The organism is Bradyrhizobium sp. WSM471, from assembly GCF_000244915.1.
Lineage (GTDB): Bacteria > Pseudomonadota > Alphaproteobacteria > Rhizobiales > Xanthobacteraceae > Bradyrhizobium.
Genome location: NZ_CM001442.1, coordinates 3,368,645 through 3,385,398 on the forward strand (window position 1 = coordinate 3,368,645; position 16,754 = coordinate 3,385,398).

Annotated in this window: 16 protein-coding genes; 11 read left to right on the forward strand and 5 right to left on the reverse strand. The window is 64.2% G+C overall.

The genetic code is table 11. From position 1 onward, the window contains the following. Nucleotides 1-48 precede the first annotated feature (48 nt). From BRA471DRAFT_RS14645 to BRA471DRAFT_RS14665, 5 genes are all read right to left on the reverse strand, one after another. A complete protein-coding gene (locus tag BRA471DRAFT_RS14645; protein WP_007608401.1) occupies nucleotides 49-921 on the reverse strand; it encodes an ABC transporter ATP-binding protein in 873 nt (290 codons plus the stop codon). Next, on the reverse strand, nucleotides 918-1,826 hold the full coding sequence (locus BRA471DRAFT_RS14650) for an ABC transporter permease (protein WP_088931024.1): 909 nt from the start codon (nucleotides 1,824-1,826) through the stop codon (nucleotides 918-920). Before BRA471DRAFT_RS14650 ends, BRA471DRAFT_RS14645 begins: the two co-directional genes overlap by 4 nt. Further along, nucleotides 1,823-3,244, reverse strand: coding sequence for an ABC transporter substrate-binding protein (locus BRA471DRAFT_RS14655; RefSeq protein WP_007608404.1), 1,422 nt, complete (start codon nucleotides 3,242-3,244; stop codon nucleotides 1,823-1,825). The genes BRA471DRAFT_RS14650 and BRA471DRAFT_RS14655 overlap by 4 nt, the downstream gene beginning before the upstream one ends. A 181-nt stretch (nucleotides 3,245-3,425) precedes the next feature. Next, nucleotides 3,426-4,199 carry a Crp/Fnr family transcriptional regulator gene (locus BRA471DRAFT_RS14660; protein WP_007608405.1) on the reverse strand — a complete coding sequence of 258 codons (774 nt, stop codon included), beginning with the start codon at nucleotides 4,197-4,199 and terminating at the stop codon, nucleotides 3,426-3,428. Nucleotides 4,200-4,418: 219 nt separating this feature from the next. Further along, the gene (locus BRA471DRAFT_RS14665) at nucleotides 4,419-4,715 is read right to left on the reverse strand and encodes a gamma-butyrobetaine hydroxylase-like domain-containing protein (RefSeq protein ID WP_007608406.1); all 297 of its coding nucleotides are present in this window, start codon (nucleotides 4,713-4,715) and stop codon (nucleotides 4,419-4,421) included. A 208-nt stretch (nucleotides 4,716-4,923) separates the two neighbouring features. Here BRA471DRAFT_RS14665 and BRA471DRAFT_RS14670 point away from each other — a divergent pair, with 208 nt between their 5' ends. The 11 genes from BRA471DRAFT_RS14670 to BRA471DRAFT_RS14720 all read left to right on the forward strand — a co-directional run bounded on the left by BRA471DRAFT_RS14670 (nucleotide 4,924) and on the right by BRA471DRAFT_RS14720 (nucleotide 16,754). Beyond that, entirely contained in the window at nucleotides 4,924-5,697 is a 774-nt protein-coding gene (locus tag BRA471DRAFT_RS14670; RefSeq protein WP_007608407.1) for a ferredoxin--NADP reductase, read from the forward strand. A gap of 104 nt (nucleotides 5,698-5,801) precedes the next feature. After that, on the forward strand, nucleotides 5,802-7,544 hold the full coding sequence (locus BRA471DRAFT_RS14675; RefSeq protein WP_007608408.1) for a fumarate reductase/succinate dehydrogenase flavoprotein subunit: 1,743 nt from the start codon (nucleotides 5,802-5,804) through the stop codon (nucleotides 7,542-7,544). Nucleotides 7,545-7,573: 29 nt separating this feature from the next. Continuing rightward, nucleotides 7,574-7,807: a ferredoxin family protein gene (locus BRA471DRAFT_RS14680; protein ID WP_007593252.1), complete on the forward strand. Its 234-nt coding sequence runs from the start codon at nucleotides 7,574-7,576 to the stop codon at nucleotides 7,805-7,807. Between the two features lie 2 nt (nucleotides 7,808-7,809). Next, complete coding sequence (locus BRA471DRAFT_RS14685) at nucleotides 7,810-8,787, forward strand: HEAT repeat domain-containing protein (protein ID WP_007608411.1); 978 nt, start codon at nucleotides 7,810-7,812, stop codon at nucleotides 8,785-8,787. Between the two features lie 111 nt (nucleotides 8,788-8,898). After that, complete coding sequence (locus BRA471DRAFT_RS14690) at nucleotides 8,899-10,071, forward strand: fumarylacetoacetate hydrolase family protein (protein ID WP_007608420.1); 1,173 nt, start codon at nucleotides 8,899-8,901, stop codon at nucleotides 10,069-10,071. Nucleotides 10,072-10,458: 387 nt separating this feature from the next. Then, nucleotides 10,459-11,424 (forward strand): galactofuranose ABC transporter, galactofuranose-binding protein YtfQ, encoded by a 966-nt coding sequence (gene ytfQ / locus BRA471DRAFT_RS14695; RefSeq protein ID WP_007608422.1) that lies wholly within the window; start codon nucleotides 10,459-10,461, stop codon nucleotides 11,422-11,424. Between the two features lie 120 nt (nucleotides 11,425-11,544). After that, entirely contained in the window at nucleotides 11,545-13,089 is a 1,545-nt protein-coding gene (locus BRA471DRAFT_RS14700; protein WP_007608424.1) for a sugar ABC transporter ATP-binding protein, read from the forward strand. Then, a complete protein-coding gene (locus BRA471DRAFT_RS14705; protein ID WP_007608426.1) occupies nucleotides 13,086-14,078 on the forward strand; it encodes an ABC transporter permease in 993 nt (330 codons plus the stop codon). Before BRA471DRAFT_RS14700 ends, BRA471DRAFT_RS14705 begins: the two co-directional genes overlap by 4 nt. Next, nucleotides 14,075-15,055 (forward strand): galactofuranose ABC transporter, permease protein YjfF, encoded by a 981-nt coding sequence (gene yjfF / locus BRA471DRAFT_RS14710; RefSeq protein WP_007608428.1) that lies wholly within the window; start codon nucleotides 14,075-14,077, stop codon nucleotides 15,053-15,055. The genes BRA471DRAFT_RS14705 and yjfF overlap by 4 nt, the downstream gene beginning before the upstream one ends. Further along, nucleotides 15,052-15,831: a FadR/GntR family transcriptional regulator gene (locus tag BRA471DRAFT_RS14715; RefSeq protein ID WP_007608433.1), complete on the forward strand. Its 780-nt coding sequence runs from the start codon at nucleotides 15,052-15,054 to the stop codon at nucleotides 15,829-15,831. Before yjfF ends, BRA471DRAFT_RS14715 begins: the two co-directional genes overlap by 4 nt. Beyond that, nucleotides 15,828-16,754, forward strand: a complete 927-nt coding sequence (locus BRA471DRAFT_RS14720) for a Gfo/Idh/MocA family protein (RefSeq protein ID WP_007608437.1) — start codon at nucleotides 15,828-15,830, stop codon at nucleotides 16,752-16,754. Before BRA471DRAFT_RS14715 ends, BRA471DRAFT_RS14720 begins: the two co-directional genes overlap by 4 nt.

The window sequence follows — 16,754 nt, forward strand, 5'->3', positions numbered from 1 at the left end:
CCACCTTCTCCCCGCAAGGGGAGAAGGGAAGTAACCGTCGAGAAATCGCTAAATCACATCCGCGAGCGAATGCCCGTGCAGCTCGATGTTCAGCCCCTGCATGCCCATGTCGTTGAGCTCGCCGCCCATCGCTTTGATGCTCTCCTCGCGGATCAGCGACATCAGTCCGCGGCGCAATGCAAGGAATTCCGACGACATCATCATCGACTGCTGCCGCGGCCGCTCCAGCGGGATCGGAATCTCCGCCTTGATCGATCCGGGGCGTGCGGTCATGCAGTAGACGCGGTCGGACAGGAAGATCGCCTCGTCGATGTCGTGGGTGACGAACAGCACCGAGATCTTCAGCCGCTGCCACATGTTGGTGAGGATCTGCTGCATGATGACGCGGGTCTGCGCGTCGAGCGCGCCGAAGGGCTCGTCCAGCAGCAACACTTTGGGTCCCGTCGCGAGCGCGCGGACGATGCCCACGCGCTGCTTCATGCCACCTGAGAGTTTCTCGGGATAATGCTTTTCGAAGGCTTCGAGGCCCGCGAGCCCCAGCAGCGTGCGCGCAGCGCGCTCGCGCTGCGAGCGCGGCATGCCGCGCATCTTCAGGCCGAACTCCACGTTCTCCCGCACCGTCTTCCAGGGAAACAGCGAATACTGCTGAAACACCATGCCGCGCTCGGCGCTGGGGCCGTTCACCTTCTCGCCGTCGACGGTGACGATGCCCGTGGTCGGCTTGAGGAAACCCGCGACTGCATTGAGCAGCGTCGACTTTCCGCAGCCGGAGGGACCGACGATCGAGACGAACTCGCCCGGATTCACATGAATCTGCGTATCGGTGACGGCTTCGACCGGCCCCTCGATGCTGTCGTAGCTGAGGGAGAAATTCCTGACTTCGATATGGCCCTGCGGTGCCTTGACAACGATCTCGCTCATCTTGACCTCCACGGCATCACCAATTGTCCGGCCCCCCGGATCAGCATGCTCGATCCGAGGCCGAGCACGCCGATCGCGATCATGCCGAGCGCAATGTCGGCATACTGGACCAGCGAATAGGCCTCCCAGGTGAAATAGCCGATGCCGTACTGCCCCGAGATCATCTCGGCGGCGATCAGCGACACCCAGGCCACGCCCATGCCGACGGTGAGGCCAGTGAAGATGTGCGGGAGCGAGGCCGGAAAATACACGTCGCGGAAGATCGAGCGCTCCCGCGCGCCGAGACATTGCGCGGCGCGCACCAGCACGGGGTCGACCAGCGACATGCCGTGCAGCGTGTTGACCAGGATCGGGAAGAACGAGCCGAGGAACGTGATATAGACGATGCTCTGCTCGTTGGTCGGCCACAGCATGATCGCCATCGGCACCCAGGCGATCGCCGGGATCGGCCGCAGCACCTCCGCCACGGGGAAGATGATCTCGTGGGCGAGCTTGAAGCGGCCCATGATCAGGCCGAGCGGCACGGCGACGATGGCCGCGAGCGAGAAGCCGAAGAAGATGCGCCGGCAGCTCAAGAGCACGTGCAGCAGGAATTTGGGATCGTGGATCGCCTTGGTGAAGCTCGCATAGACCGCGAGCGGCGAGGGCACGTTGGTGAAGCGCACGAAGAACACGACGCGATAGGTCGTCAGCAGATGCCAGACCAGCAGAAAAGCGAGCAGCGAGATGATGCCGATCGCGGTCGCGCGCAGCCCGCCCCGGTTGAGCCGGTACCAGCGCAACGCGAGCGTGCCGAAGGAGGGTGGGGATGCGGGTGGCGTGGAGGCAGGCAAGGCGCTTGCCTCCGCGATTGCACTTGCCGGCATGCTGTCCTCGGGATGTCTGAGGAGGGCGGGACTGCTCACGTCTTGCCCCCGCCGACCGCCGCCTTCACCGCGTCGTCGAAGCCGAGCACCTTGCCGCTGGTCTTGGCGGCATAGGCTTCGGCGTCCTTCTTCAACAGGAACGGCGCAACCTCGCCATTGCCGACCGCGAAGAAAGCCTGGTCGGCGAACAGCTTGATGCCGCGGGTGGTATCGAAGACGTAGGCGACGTTGATCTTCTTGCCCTTGGCCTTGTAGTCGGCATAGGCGGCGAGCGTGCAACTGGCCGACGAGAAGGGCATGATGCCTGCCTCGTCGATCCAGACCTCGCCGGCCTTGCGCGGATCGGCAATCGGCTTCTTGCAGAAGGAGTCTTCGCCGGAGATCTCGTAGTTGCTGGCGCTCGCGAGCCGCGCGTCGTAGTCGAGCTTCATCTCGGCATAGGCTTTGCGGATGTAGCTGTCGTCGACCCACTTCTTCGGGTCGAACTCCTTCATCCGGCCGAGGTTCTGCAGCACCTTGACGTCGGCCGCAGCGGCGTCGATCAGCGCCGGCTTGATTGAGGGATCGGTGGTCATGTTGCCGCTGGGGCCGAGGAAGATGTAGACGACCTCCTTGTTGATGCCGGTCCATTCCTGGATTTTCTCCGCGGCGAGCTTGGGATCGTCGCGCAGCCACTGATTGGCGGCGATCAGGGCCTTGAAATATGCGACGACGACCTCGGGATATTTTTCGGCGAAATCGGTGCGCACCACGATGCCGTGGAAGGTCGGCAGATTGGTCTCGACGCCGTCAAAGATCTTTCGCGCAAAACCGCGGAACGGCAGCAGCTCGGCGAACGGAACGAAATCGGCATGCGCGTCGATCTTCTTCTCCTGGAGATTGGTCGAGCCGACCTCCGGGCTCTGGCTGACCAGCTGGAAGAAATCCGACGCGTAGCCGCGGTCCTGCATCGCCTTGAGCACCATGCCGTGCGCGGCCGAGCCAAACGGCACGCTGACGAGCTTGCCCTTGAGATCCGCGAGATCATAGTAGGGCGAGTCCTTGTGAACGACGATGCCGTTGCCGGAGCCCGACAGGCTGTAGGCGGCCATGCCGACCAGCCGGCTCTTGCTCTCCGGATTGCTGTCGAACGTGAAGCCGTTCACGATCAGCGGATAGTCGCCCATCATGCCGATCTGCAGCTTGTTCGCCATCATCGCATTGGTGACGGGCGGACCGGAGGTGAAGTTCTGCCACTCCAGCTCGAACTTGATGTTGGCGTATTTGCCGTCCTTCGGCAGATATTTTTCGAGGAGATGGAGCTGGCGGATGACGACGCCGGCGGTCACCGTGTTGGTCGTGGTGTCCTGCGTTCCAATGCCGAGCGTGACAGTTTCCGCCGCGGCCGGCTGCGCGAGGAGAAGCGCCAGCGACGTCACCGACATCGCGATCGAGAGCGTGGGAAGATGGCGGACCATTCTCATCCTCATTCGGTTGGATGTGCTGTGGTTGCCATGATTGGGTGAGGGCGTGGGCAGGGCAAATCCGGAATGAGCGCCACAGTCGATTAGTTGCCGGGAAAAGTTGATTGCATAGTCCTTGGGCAGTCCTGCACTATAAAGCCGCTTGCATGGGCACCAGCCCTGGTCGCAAGCTCGATCAGTCGGCCGCCTGGCCTCGCATCTCTTCCAGCACGTCGGACCGGCAGACCACGATCTGCGAGCGCTTTGTCAGCACGATCCCCTTTTCCTGCATGCGCTTCAGGCTGATCGTGACCCATTGCCTGGTGGCGCCGACCATGTGGGCGATATCGGCATGGGTGAAGGCGGCCGCGATCACCCGGCCGTCGGCGTCATCGACGCCATAGAGGTCGACGAGATGCAGCAACAGATGCGCAAGGCGCTGTGTGATCGAGCGCGTTCCCAGCATCTGGGCCAGCGCCGAATAGCACTTGCCCTTGAAGGTCAGGCCTTCAATCAGGCCGATCGCGAGGTTCGGAATCTCGACCGCAAGGGATCGCAGCTCCTTTCCGGGCAGATGCACCACGCTGCAATTGCTGGATGCAACGCCGGACCATTGATGCACGGTACCTTCGAACACTTCGGGGCCGCCGACGAAATTGCCGACATGCCAATAGGCCAGCGTGATCTCGCGGCCGAGCGGGGAGGTGTAGAACACCCGGATACGGCCGCTCTCGATCAGCCAGATACCGTCATGCTTGCCACCCTGGCTGAATAGCGTCTGGCCACGGTTGAGCACTTTTCGGCGGCCCTGCTTCAGCACCAGCTCCCGTTCGCGCTGGCTGAGCTTGTCCATCAACGCCGGCGGTCCGCCGATCCATTGCTGGTTCTCGGTGAGCAGCAGCGAGGAACCGCCCGCAGGCCGGGCCGTTGCGGGGCCCGTCCCGCGAACCACATTGGCCGCCTGCAACATCGTCTGCCTCCGGAACGTTCAAACCGTTCTAAAGAGGAGCAATGTCCGTGCCAGATGGCCGCGTTCTCCCTGTCATCGCCCGCGAAAGCGGGCGATCCAGTATTCCAGAGGCGTCAGTGGGAGACGGTGAGGGCGCGGCCTACTGGATTGCCCGCTTTCGCGGGGAATGACAGCGGTGTTTGTGGCCGCTGGGGTGCCAATCTCACGGCTGCGTCCTGCCTAGCGCCCCGCCAAGCTCAGCAAATACGGCTTCGGGTAAATCCCCCGATTGTGCCCATCCGAGAACGAGATGTTCAGCCCGTAACCGAGATCGCCGATCTCGGTGATTGCGATGCCTGGAAACCGCTCGGGGAAGCGGCCGTCGAAGCGGGCGCGGGTGCAGTGGGCGCATTTGCAGGAGAGGCGGAGCGTTTCCGCCGGCAAGTCCAGCGTGTCGTCCTCAGCGGTGCGGACGCGCAGCGTCGCGAGGTCGGCGCTTGCTTCGTAATCTGCCACGGTCGGTGCCACCAAGGTCATGACGTGTCTCCGAGCCTTCTCTACGTTGCCGCAGTGCTGCGGCGATAGCAACTAATTGCCAGGCGCAGGTGCGCGACGCTGATCTTCGCTGCCTGCTGTTCGATCATCGCCTACGAAATGTGAAACTAATCGACCGGGAATTTCAGTTCGGCGTTGCCGGATTCCTGTCTCTCCGAAACCTTGTGCGCAATCGAGGTCAGGAGAGACAATGAGCGCATTTCAGAAGGAAACGGTCCTGTCGGTCAGGCACTGGACCGACAGCCTGTTCAGCTTCACCGCGACGCGCGATCCGGGCTTCCGCTTCCAGAACGGCCAATTCGCGATGATCGGGCTGGAAGTCGAGGGCAAGCCGTTGCTGCGGGCCTACAGCATGGCGAGCGCCAATCACGAGGAGGCGCTCGAGTTCTTCTCGATCAAGGTGCAGGACGGTCCGCTGACCTCGCGCCTTCAGAAGATCAGAGAGGGGGACGTCATCCTGGTCGGCCGCAAGGCCACGGGCACGCTGATCACCGGCAATCTCATTCCCGGCAAACGCCTGTTGCTGCTCTCGACCGGAACGGGGCTCGCGCCTTTCGCCAGCCTGATCAAGGACCCCGACGTCTACGAGAATTACGAGACCATCGTGCTCGCCCATGGTTGCCGCCAGGTCTCCGAGCTCTCCTATGGCGAGCACCTCGTCGAAGGCTTGCGCGATCACGAGTTCTTCGGGCCGCTGATTCGGGACAAGCTCGTCTACTATCCCACCGTTACCCGCGAGCCGTTCAGGAATCGCGGCCGCATCTCCGACCTGATCGCGTCGAACCAGCTCTTCGACGACATCGGTCTATCAGGCCTCGATATCGAGACCGACCGCATCATGCTGTGCGGCAGCCCGGCGATGCTGGAGGAACTTCCCGCGATGCTTTCTGGGCGCGGGTTTGTCGAGGGCAATCACAGCCGGCCCGGCCATTTCGTGATCGAAAAGGCCTTTGTCGAGCGCTGAGGCGCAAATCGCAGCCCGGCGACAACTAATTGCTATCGCCGGGACGCCTGCTGAACAAATCTGATGCAAAGGCGCCGGACCTGCCGGCGAGCCAGGAGCAAGCGATGTCACTAGATCAGATCGTCGACGGACTTTCGGAGGTTTCCTGCGACGTGCTCGTCATCGGCGGCGGCACTGCCGGCCCGATGGCGGCGTTGAAGGCGAAGCTGAAGAATCCGAAGGCCAACGTCGTCCTGCTCGAGAAGGCCAACGTCAAGCGCTCCGGCGCGATCTCGATGGGCATGGACGGCTTGAACAACGCCGTCATTCCCGGCTACGCGACGCCGGAGCAGTACACCAAGGAAATCACCATCGCCAATGACGGCATCGTCGATCAGAAGGCGGTCTACAAATACGCGCAGAACTGCTACTCGATCATCGAGGAACTCGACAGTTTCGGCATCCGCTTCCTGAAGAACGAGAACGGCGACTACGCCGTCAAGAAGGTGCACCACATCGGCACCTACGTGCTCCCGATGCCGAACGGCGAGACCGTGAAGAAGGCGCTGTATCGCCAGCTCCGTCGCGCCCGCATCCTGATCTCCAACCGCTACATGGCGACGCGGCTCCTCAAATCCGCCGACGGACGTATTGCCGGCGCGATCAGCGTCAACACCCGCACCGCCGAGATGCTGGTGATCAAGGCCAAGGCCGTCATCCTGTGCATGGGCGCCGCCGGCCGTCTCGGCCTGCCGACCTCCGGCTACATGTTCGGCACCTACGAGAACGCTGCCAATTCCGGTGACGGCTATTCCATGGCCTATCACGCCGGTGCGGCACTGGCGAACCTCGAATGCTATCAGATCAATCCGCTGATCAAGGACTATAACGGCCCGGCCTGCGCCTATGTCGCCGGTCCCTTCGGCGCCTTCACCGCCAACAACGAGGGATCGCGCTTCATCGAATGCGATTACTGGTCCGGCCAGATGATGCTGGAGTTCTACAACGAGCTGCTGTCCGGCAAGGGCCCGGTGTTTCTCCAGCTCAAGCATCTCCATCCCGACACCATCTCGGAGATCGAATCGACGCTGCACAAGGTTGAGCGTCCCACACGCGGCCTGTTCCAGCAGGGGCGCGGGGTCGACTACCGCAGCGAGTCGATCGAGATGCATATCTCCGAGATCGGCTTCTGCTCCGGTCACAGTGCGTCGGGCGTGTTCGTCGACGACAACGCGCGCACCACCGTGCCGGGCCTCTATGCCGCCGGCGACATGGCCAGCGTGCCGCACAATTACATGCTAGGTGCCTTCACCAACGGTTCGGTCGCCGGCATCGACGCGATGGAATTCGCGGACAATCACGACTTCGCGGAATTCGACGCGGCCGATGTCGCCAGCGAACGTGACCGCGTCATGGCGCCGACCAAACGCGAGGACGGCATTCCGCCGAACCAGATCGAGTACAAGACCCGGCGCCTCGTCAATGACTATCTCCAGCCGCCGAAAGTCACGCGCAAATACGAGCTCGGCATGCGCCGGCTCGCCGAAGCGAGGGAGGACATGCAGGAGCGCATGATCGCGCGCAATGCGCACGAGCTGCTCCGCGCGCTCGAAGTCCAGTCGATCATGGACTGCGCGGACATGGCAGTGCATGCCTCGCTCTACCGCGAGGAAAGCCGCTGGGGCCTATACCACTGGCGGACGGATTTCCCGGAGAAGGACAACGAGAACTGGTTCTGCCACACGCTGCTGAGCAAGCAGGACGGCAAGATGACCAGCGAGAAGCGTGCCGTGGAGCCCTACATCGTACCGATCGCCGACGATGAGAAGGATCTCTACGACAAGCAGCGCATCCGCGCGACAGCCTGACCCGCCGCACAAATACTAGGAGACATACGATGCCTCTCGCTTCCTATCAGACATCGGTTCCGGTGGTCGTCGACGACGCCAAATGCATCGCGGACAAGGGCTGCACCGTGTGCGTCGACGTCTGTCCGCTCGACGTACTGCGGATCAGCGATATGACCAACAAGGCCTACATGGCCTACGACGAATGCTGGTACTGCATGCCCTGCGAGGCGGATTGCCCGACCGGCGCCGTCACCGTCAACATTCCCTATCTCCTGAGGTAGCCATGGCGAGCCCGTTCGAATCCTACGACGATCTCGAAGATGCCGACGAGCGGCTCCAGGCCGCCGATCCAGGGGAGCGCCGCGTTGCCATCATCGCGCTCGGCCATTCCGGCGATCCCGCCGCCGTCGGGCATCTCGCCAAAATGGTCGCCGATCCCGATGCCGGCGTCCGCCAGCAGGTTGCGATGGCGCTTGGCGAGTTCGACGGGCCGGAGGCCGCGAGCGCGCTGGTGAAGCTGCTGGTCGATCCTGAGAGAATCGTTGCGTCCGCCGCGGCCGACAGCATGGCGGAGTTCAAGGATCCGGCTTGCGCCGAGATCATCCTGCCGCTGGTTAGGCATGCCCACGCCTTCGTCCGCATGGGCGCGTTGCGCGCGCTGAAGGAGCTGCGCTGCAGGGATACGCTGAAACCCGCGCTGGAAGCGCTCCAGGATTCCGATGCCGCCGTACGGGTGCAGGCGATCGGGGTGATCGGGTTCCTCAAACTGGAGGAATCCATTCCGGCGCTGACCGCGCTGATCAACGATCCCGACGCGCATGTGCGCCGTGCCGCTGTCAGCGCGCTCGCCTTCTCGCAGATGAAGCCCGCGGCCGAGATGATCACGCGCGCGTTGAAAGATTCGGACTGGATGGTGCGGGAGATGGCCGCGGAAACGCTGGGCCTCAACGTCAACGGCTCGATCGCCGTCGACCCGCTCATCGCTTCGCTCACTGACGAGTTCTGGCAGGTGCGTCTGAAGGCAATCCGCAGCCTTGGCCGGATGAAAATCGAGCGCGCGGTTCGCCCGATCGGCAATTGCGTCAATCACGACCAGGCCAATTTGCGGAAAGAGGCGGCTGCTGCGCTCGGCGAGATCGCCCACCACGACGGCGAAGCCTTCCTTGCCGTCATCGCCGACGATCCCGATCCCGAGGTGCGCAAGAACGCGCGCTGGGCCCTTCAGCAGATCGCGGCCCGAAAAGCGCGGGCGGGGGCATAGGAGCGCGGCGGGCTGCCGCGCTGGACTTCCCGTCCCAGACGTTTATTGGTCTTCGCCAACGTGATCGGCCTCTGCGAGTGAGGCCGATCCGAAAAGAGCGAGGATACGCCCATGACCACATTGACGGTAAAGGACCTTCTTCCCGAGGACGGCACGCGGGGAACGCTCGTCGGCCGCGTCTGGCTGCCGCAGGCGAATGGCCCGGCCGTGGTCGCCGTGCGCGGCGATGGTGTGTTCGACGTCACCGCAAAATTCCCGACCGTCAGCACGCTCTGCGAGGAGGACGATCCGGCGAAGGCGCTTGCCGCGACCAGGGGCGAGCGCATCGGCGATCTCGATGCTATGGTCGCCAACACGCCCCCCGATCAGCGCGATCCGAAAAAACCGTGGTTGCTTGCACCCGTCGATCTCCAGACGCTGAAGGCGGCCGGGGTGACCTTCGCCATCTCGATGCTGGAGCGCGTGATCGAGGAGCGGGCGAAAGGCAATCCGGCCTCGGCCGAAGCGATCCGGACGGAAGTGACGCGGCTGATCGGCGATGATCTGTCGAAGCTCAAGCCCGGCTCGGACCAGGCGATGCACCTGAAGCAGGTGCTGATCGACCAGAACGCCTGGAGCCAGTATCTCGAGGTTGGCATTGGTCCCGATGCCGAGGTCTTCACCAAGGCGCCGACCTTGTCGTCGGTCGGCACCGGCATGGATGCGGGGCTGCATCCGAAATCGACCTGGAACAACCCCGAGCCCGAGCTGGTGCTGTTCGTCTCGAGCCGTGGCAAGATCGTCGGCGGCGCGCTCGGCAACGACGTCAATCTGCGCGACTTCGAGGGCCGTTCGGCACTGCTGTTGTCGAAGGCCAAGGACAACAACGCCTCGTGCTCCATCGGCCCTCTGCTGCGCCTGTTCGACGACAGCTTTACCCTCGACGACGCCCGCAAGCTCGACATCAGCCTGAACGTGAAGGGGCAGGACGGTTTCGTCCTCGACGGCCATTCCTCGATCAGCATGATCAGCCGCGATCCGACCGATCTGGTCGAGCAGACCATCGGCAAGGTGCACCAATATCCAGATGGCTTCGTGCTGTTCCTCGGGACCATGTTCGCGCCGGTCAAGGATCGCGACGCGCCGGGACAGGGGTTCACCCACAAGCGCGACGACATCGTCACGATCTCGGCGCCCCAGCTCGGCAAACTCGTCAACCGCATGCGAACCAGCGACGAGTGCGAACCCTGGACCTTCGGCATCGGCGCGCTGATGAAGAACCTGGCGCAGCGGAAGCTGATCTAGAGCCGGCTTCGTTGCCCGGCCGACAGCGGGCGATTGCACATCGAAATCAGAGAAGATCGTCCTGCCCGGGCTTGTCCCGGGCATCCACGTTCTTGATCCCGCACGGCAAGGCCGTGGATGGCCGGGACAAGCCCGGCCATGACGATGTGGCGCTGCTAGGCCGCATCGTTTCATTCATCTCCCCGTTGCATCGGCGGAACTAAATCGCTCCGAGTGTGTCGTACAACGGCCGTCAAGCCTTGCTCGCGCTGCGTATAAATAGTCAAATAATATGACTAGTCGGAACCAAACTTCCGTGAAATAGTCCCTTCCGCCGCCTCAAAGGTCGGCCTGTGGGTGCGATGCTACCAATAAGCGCCCCGGATAACATTTTGGGAGATACGCCTGATGATCCTCAAAGCCCTCTTTGCGGCCAGCGCCACGGCCGCGTTGCTGCTCGCGCTGCCGGCGAATGCCGCCGAACTCACCATCGGCTTCTCGCAGATCGGATCGGAATCCGGCTGGCGCGCGGCCGAGACCTCGGTCTCCAAGCAGGAGGCCACCAAGCGCAAGGTCAATCTCAAGATCGCCGACGCGCAGCAGAAGCAGGAGAACCAGATCAAGGCGATCCGCTCCTTCATCGCGCAGAATGTCGATGCGATCTTCCTCGCGCCCGTCGTCTCGACCGGCTGGGACTCGGTGCTGAAGGAAGCCAAGGAGGCCAAGATCCCGGTCGTGCTGCTCGACCGCGACATCGATCCCTCCGGGAAGGAGCTCTATCTCACCGCCGTGACCTCCGACAGCGTTCATGAAGGCGAGGTCGCCGGCGACTGGCTGGCGAAGACCGTCGGCGCAAAGGCCTGCAACATCGTCGAATTGCAGGGCACGGTCGGCGCCAGCGTCGCCGCCAACCGCAAGAAGGGTTTTGACACCGCCATCGCCAAGCATGCGAACCTGAAGGTGGTGCGCAGCCAGACCGGCGACTTCACCCGCGCCAAGGGCAAGGAAGTGATGGAAAGCTTCATCAAGGCCGAAGGCGGCGGCAAGTCGATCTGCGCGGTCTATGCGCACAACGACGACATGATGGTCGGCGCGATCCAGGCGATGAAGGAAGCCGGGCTCAAGCCGGGCAAGGAGATCCTCACTGTCTCGATCGATGCGGTCCCCGACATCTTCAAGGCGATGGTCGCCGGCGAAGCCAATGCCACGGTCGAGCTGACGCCGAACATGGCTGGCCCCGCGCTCGATGCCATCGCGGCCTTCAAGGACAAGGGCACGGTTCCGCCGAAATGGATCCAGACCGAGTCGAAGCTGTACACGCCCACCGACGATCCGCAGAAGATCTACGACAGCAAGAAGGGCCTCGGTTACTGAGGCGGGAGTGTCGCCGGACGGCCGTGTTTCGGCAGTCCGGCGATGCCGCTCGAACCGCTGCGCGAATGAACAGGCTCCGTGTCCGCATCGTCAGCGGGCGCCGCTGGGAGTGAATTTGTCATGGAGAACAGCCCGGATTCCGCTGCTGCCCTGCTGGAAGTGCGCGGGATCAGCAAGAGCTTTGGTGCTGTGCGTGCGTTGCAGGAGGTCGACTTCACGCTTCGCGCAGGCGAGATTCATGCGTTGCTCGGCGAGAACGGCGCCGGCAAGTCCACGCTGATCAAGGTTGTCACGGGCGTATTTCCGCGCGACGCCGGCATCGTCAGGCTGGGCGGCGAAGAGGTCGCGCCGCGCTCGGCCAAGGCGGCGCTTCAGGCCGGCATTGCCACCGTCTACCAGGAGGTCAATCTCCTGCCGAACCTCTCGGTGGCGCAGAACCTGTTCCTCGACCGGCAGCCGATGCGCTTCGGCATCGTGCGCGAAGGCGAGATGCGACGCCGCGCGAAGGCGCTGCTCGCGGATTTCGGACTCGACATCGACGTATCAGCGCCGCTTGGCAATTATTCGGTGGCGATCCAGCATGTCACCGCGATCGCGCGCGCCGTCGATCTCTCGGCGCGCGTGCTGATCCTGGACGAGCCGACCGCGAGCCTCGATCGCCACGAGGTCGAGATTCTCTTTCGCATCATGCGTCAGCTTGCCAAGCGCGGCATTGGAATCGTCTTCGTCAGCCATTTCCTCGACCAGGTCTACGAGATCTCCGATCGCATCACCGTTTTGCGAAATGGTCGCCTGGTCGGCGAGCGCGAGACCGCGTCGCTGTCGCGGCTCGAGCTGATCCGGATGATGCTCGGCCGCGAGCTGGCCGAGACCACCAGCGCGCGGGCGTCGATAGGCGCACAGACGACGCGTGAAGTCTGTGCGAGCTTCGAGGGTTACGGCAAGGCCGGCTATGTCGCGCCGTTCAATCTCGAGCTGCGCCATGGCGAGGTTGTCGGTCTCGCCGGCCTGCTCGGCTCGGGGCGGACCGAGACGGCCCGGCTGGTGTTCGGCGTCGAGCGCGCGGATGGCGGGCAGGCGAAGGTGGAAGGCGCGCCTGTCCGGCTTCACTCGCCGCGGGACGGCGTGCGCCACGGCTTTGGCTATTGCCCCGAGGAGCGCAAGACCGACGGCATCGTCGCTGAGCTCACCGTGCGCGAGAACATCGTGCTCGCGCTCCAGGCCAAGCGCGGTCTGCATCGGCCGCTGTCGCGACGCGAGCAGGACGAGATCGCAAGCCGTTATGTCAAGATGCTCGACATTCGCCCGCCCGATCCGGAGCGTCCCGTCGGCCTGCTGTCCGGCGGCAATCAGCAGAAGGTCCTGCTGGCACGGTGGCTTGCGACCTCGCCGCGGCTCCTCGTCCTGGACGAGCCGACCCGCGGCATCGACGTCGGTGCGCATGCCGAGATCATCCGCCTGATACGCGAGCTCTGCGACGACGGGCTTGCGCTGCTCGTGATTTCCTCCGAGCTAGACGAGATCGTGACCTATTCCGATCGCGTGGTGGTGCTGCGCGACCGGGCTCATGTCGAGGAGCTCACGGGCGAGGCCATCGACGTCGGCAGCATTCTCGCCGCCATCGCCGCCGATGGCGCCAGTGTCGCCCATGAGGGCCGGGCATGACCGCGCTGTTGCCGCGCCGCGGCCTTGCCCAGATCCTCGCGTTGATCGTCATCCTGGCGGTCGATCGCGTGGTGTCGCCGCAATTCTTCGATCTGCGCCTCCAGGACGGCCGGCTATTCGGCAGCCTGATCGACGTGCTCAACCGCGGCACGCCGGTGGCGCTGCTCTCGCTCGGCATGGTGCTGGTGATCGCGACGCGCGGCATCGACCTGTCGGTCGGCGCTGTGATGGCGATCTCAGGCGCGATCGCGGCGAGCCTCGCCGACAACCACAGTCTGGCAGTGGTGCTGGCGGCTGCGCTCGGCGCGGGCCTGATCTGCGGATTGTGGAACGGATTTCTCGTCGCGGTGCTCGGCATGCAGCCGATCGTGGCGACCCTGATCTTGATGGTGGCGGGACGCGGCATCGCCCAGCTCATTACCGAAGGCCGCATCGTGACCTTCTCCTCGCCCGATCTGGTCTGGCTCGGCAACGGCTCCATCCTCGGCGTGCCGGTGCCGGTCGCGATTGCGCTGGGCATGCTGATCCTCACCGGCGCGGTGGTGCGAGGCTCGGCACTTGGGTTACTGATCGAGGCAACCGGCGGCAATGCGCGGGCGAGCGAGCTTGCCGGCGTTGGCACGCGCGCCATGATTTTGGCGGTGTATGTCTGGTGCGGCGTTTGCGCCGCGCTTGCCGGCGTCATCGCGGCGGCCGACATCATGGGTGCGGATGCCAACAATGCCGGCCTCTGGCTCGAGCTCGACGCCATCCTCGCGGTGGTGATCGGCGGCACCTCGCTGTTCGGCGGCCGCTTCAGTCTCGTGCTGGCCGTACTCGGGGCGCTGATCATCCAGACCATGAATACCGGCATTCTGCTGTCGGGCTATCCGCCGGAGTTCAATTTGCTGGTCAAGGCGGTGGTGGTGCTCGCCGTGCTGCTGCTGCAATCGCCGAAGCTGTCCGGCTTTGCCGGCGTCGTGGCGCGGCTGCGGAGGACCAAGGCATGAAAGGCCTGCCGCCCGTCCTCATCACGGCGATCGTGCTCGTCGTGGGATTCGCGCTCTGCGCGATACAGTTTCCCAACATCGCCTCCACCCGCGTGGTCGGCAATCTCCTGACCGACAACGCCTTCCTCGGCATCGTCGCGACCGGTATGACCTTCGTCATCATTTCCGGCGGCATCGATCTCTCGGTCGGCTCGGTGATCGGCTTCACCACGGTGTTCGTCGCGCTGGCGATCGAGCGCTGGGGAATGCCGCCCCTGGTCGCCTTCGTCGCCATTCTCGCGCTTTCGGCCGCCTTCGGAGCGGCGATGGGCGCGGTGATCCACGTCTTCGATTTGCCGCCTTTCATCGTGACGCTCGCCGGCATGTTCTTGGCCCGGGGTGCCAGCTTCCTGCTCTCGACGGAATCGGTGCCGATCACAGCACCGGTCTATTCCACCGTGTCGGACTTCGCACTGCGACTACCCGGCGGTGGACGGCTGACGGCGGTCGCGATCATCATGCTTGCGATCGTGATCGGCGGCGCATTGCTGCTGCAGCTCACCCGGTTCGGCGCCAATGTCTATGCGCTCGGCGGCAGCCGGGCGACCGCGAGCCTGATGGGTGTCGCCGTCGGCAGGATGACGGTGAAGATCTACATGCTGTCGAGCCTGCTCGCGGGCATCGCCGGCATCGTCTTCTCCTTCTACACCAGCGCTGGCTACTCGCTGTCCGCCGTCGGCGTCGAGCTTGATAGCATCGCGGCCGTCGTGATCGGCGGCACGCTGCTCACGGGCGGGCAGGGCTCCGTGATCGGCACTTTCCTCGGTGTGCTGATCCAGGGCATGATTCAGACCTACATCAATTTCGACGGGACGCTGTCGAGCTGGTGGACCAAGATCGCGACCGGCGTGCTGCTGTTTGCCTTCATCGCCTTGCAACAGGGATTGGTCGCGCTCGCGCGCCGGCCCGTGCCAAAGCGCGCGGGAGCAGTCTCATGACCACCTCACGCATCCTCGCCATCCCGACGCGCCGGGCGCACTCCAATCACGCGGAGGTGGCCCGTTCGATCGGCGTTGACATCATTGCCGGCCGCTACGCGGAGGGAACGCGCCTGCCGGGCGATGCCGAAATGATCGCCATGTTCGGGGTGTCGCGGCCGGTGTTGCGGGAGAGCGTCAAGACGCTGGTCGCCAAGGGCCTGCTCACCACCAAGGCCCGCGTCGGCACCGTCGTGCGCGAACGCGTCGCCTGGAACATGTTCGACGCCGACGTGCTGGCCTGGCACCTGGACGCCGGGATCGACAAGCGTTTCCTCAACGACCTCGCCGAGATTCGCCTTGCGGTCGAGCCGCGCGCGGCGATGTTGGCGGCGGCGCAGCGGTCGGAGCAGGATCTCTCCGAGCTCCGGCGCTGCATGGAGCGGATGCGACTTGAAGCCTCCGACTCCGTTGGCTTCGCCGATGCCGACCTCGCGCTCCACGTGGCGGTGGCGCGCGCCTCCGGAAATCTGTTCATGCGCTCGATCGGGCACGTCATCGAGGCTGCGTTGCGCGCCTCATTCCTGCTCAGCGCACCGGTCGAATCGGAGGACCGCGACACCGTTCTGCTGTGGCATCAGAAGATCGTCGATGCCATCGCCGCCGGTGATGCTGCGACTGCGTCGGAGGCGATGGTCTACGTCATTCACAATGGCATGCGCCGCCATGAGGGTACAGTGATCGAGACTGCACCGGCCGAAGCGCTGCCGTCCGCGGAAGCTGGAGAAAGATCGTGACTGAACTTCGCATCGCCATCGTCGGCTTCGGCAAGATCGCGCGGGATCAGCATGTCGGCGCCATCGCAGCGGTTCCCGGCGCGACGCTGGCAGCCGTCGCCAGCCGCAATGCCTCGTTGCCGGATCTGCCGCATTTCGCGACCATCGAAGAGCTGTTGGAGAAAGGTCCGCCGATTGACGCGGTGTCGCTCTGCACGCCGCCTCAAGTGCGCCGCGCCCAGGCCGTCGCAGCGCTCAGGGCCGGCAAGCATGTCATGCTGGAGAAGCCGCCCGGCGCCGGCGTTGCCGAGCTCGATCCGTTGATCGCGATGGCGGGTGAGGCCAAGCGAACGCTGTTTGCGACCTGGCATTCGCGCCATGCGCCGGCCGTCGAGCCGGCGCGCGAGTGGCTCGCCGCGCGCCGCATCCGTTCCGTGCACATCAACTGGAAAGAGGACGTCCGCGTCTGGCATCCCGGGCAGGCCTGGATCTGGGAGCCGGGCGGGCTCGGGGTGTTCGATCCCGGCATCAATGCGCTGTCGATCCTGACCAGGATCCTGCCGAAGCCTGTGTTCGTCAACGCGGCCGAGCTCGCCTTCCCCGCCAATTGCCAGGCGCCGATCGCCGCGAAGCTGACGCTGACCGACATCGACGGCCTGCCTGTGGCCGCCGAGTTCGATTTCCGCCAGACTGGGCCGCAGAGCTGGGATATCCTCGTCGAAACCGACCAGGGCCGGATGACGCTATCCCGCGGCGGCCGGATCATGGCGATCGACGGCAAGACCGTTGCCGAGGCGCCCGATGAGGAATATCGGGAGCTTTACCGGCGCTTCGTCACGCTCGCCGCGACAGGCGCGAGCGACGTCGATTTGGCGCCGCTTCGTCTCGTGGCGGACGCCTTCCTGCTTGGCAGGCGCACGATCGTCGAACCGTTTGTGGATTGA

Coding starts and splice junctions, on each gene's coding strand:
- ytfQ (WP_007608422.1), top strand. CDS start 10,459: ATGATCCTCAAAGCCCTCTTTGCGGCCAGCGCCACGGCCGCGTTGCTG.
- BRA471DRAFT_RS14655 (WP_007608404.1), bottom strand. CDS start 3,244: ATGGTCCGCCATCTTCCCACGCTCTCGATCGCGATGTCGGTGACGTCG.
- BRA471DRAFT_RS14715 (WP_007608433.1), top strand. CDS start 15,052: ATGACCACCTCACGCATCCTCGCCATCCCGACGCGCCGGGCGCACTCC.
- BRA471DRAFT_RS14670 (WP_007608407.1), top strand. CDS start 4,924: ATGAGCGCATTTCAGAAGGAAACGGTCCTGTCGGTCAGGCACTGGACC.
- BRA471DRAFT_RS14660 (WP_007608405.1), bottom strand. CDS start 4,199: ATGTTGCAGGCGGCCAATGTGGTTCGCGGGACGGGCCCCGCAACGGCC.
- BRA471DRAFT_RS14690 (WP_007608420.1), top strand. CDS start 8,899: ATGACCACATTGACGGTAAAGGACCTTCTTCCCGAGGACGGCACGCGG.
- BRA471DRAFT_RS14700 (WP_007608424.1), top strand. CDS start 11,545: ATGGAGAACAGCCCGGATTCCGCTGCTGCCCTGCTGGAAGTGCGCGGG.
- BRA471DRAFT_RS14665 (WP_007608406.1), bottom strand. CDS start 4,715: ATGACCTTGGTGGCACCGACCGTGGCAGATTACGAAGCAAGCGCCGAC.
- BRA471DRAFT_RS14705 (WP_007608426.1), top strand. CDS start 13,086: ATGACCGCGCTGTTGCCGCGCCGCGGCCTTGCCCAGATCCTCGCGTTG.
- BRA471DRAFT_RS14645 (WP_007608401.1), bottom strand. CDS start 921: ATGAGCGAGATCGTTGTCAAGGCACCGCAGGGCCATATCGAAGTCAGG.
- yjfF (WP_007608428.1), top strand. CDS start 14,075: ATGAAAGGCCTGCCGCCCGTCCTCATCACGGCGATCGTGCTCGTCGTG.
- BRA471DRAFT_RS14680 (WP_007593252.1), top strand. CDS start 7,574: ATGCCTCTCGCTTCCTATCAGACATCGGTTCCGGTGGTCGTCGACGAC.
- BRA471DRAFT_RS14685 (WP_007608411.1), top strand. CDS start 7,810: ATGGCGAGCCCGTTCGAATCCTACGACGATCTCGAAGATGCCGACGAG.
- BRA471DRAFT_RS14675 (WP_007608408.1), top strand. CDS start 5,802: ATGTCACTAGATCAGATCGTCGACGGACTTTCGGAGGTTTCCTGCGAC.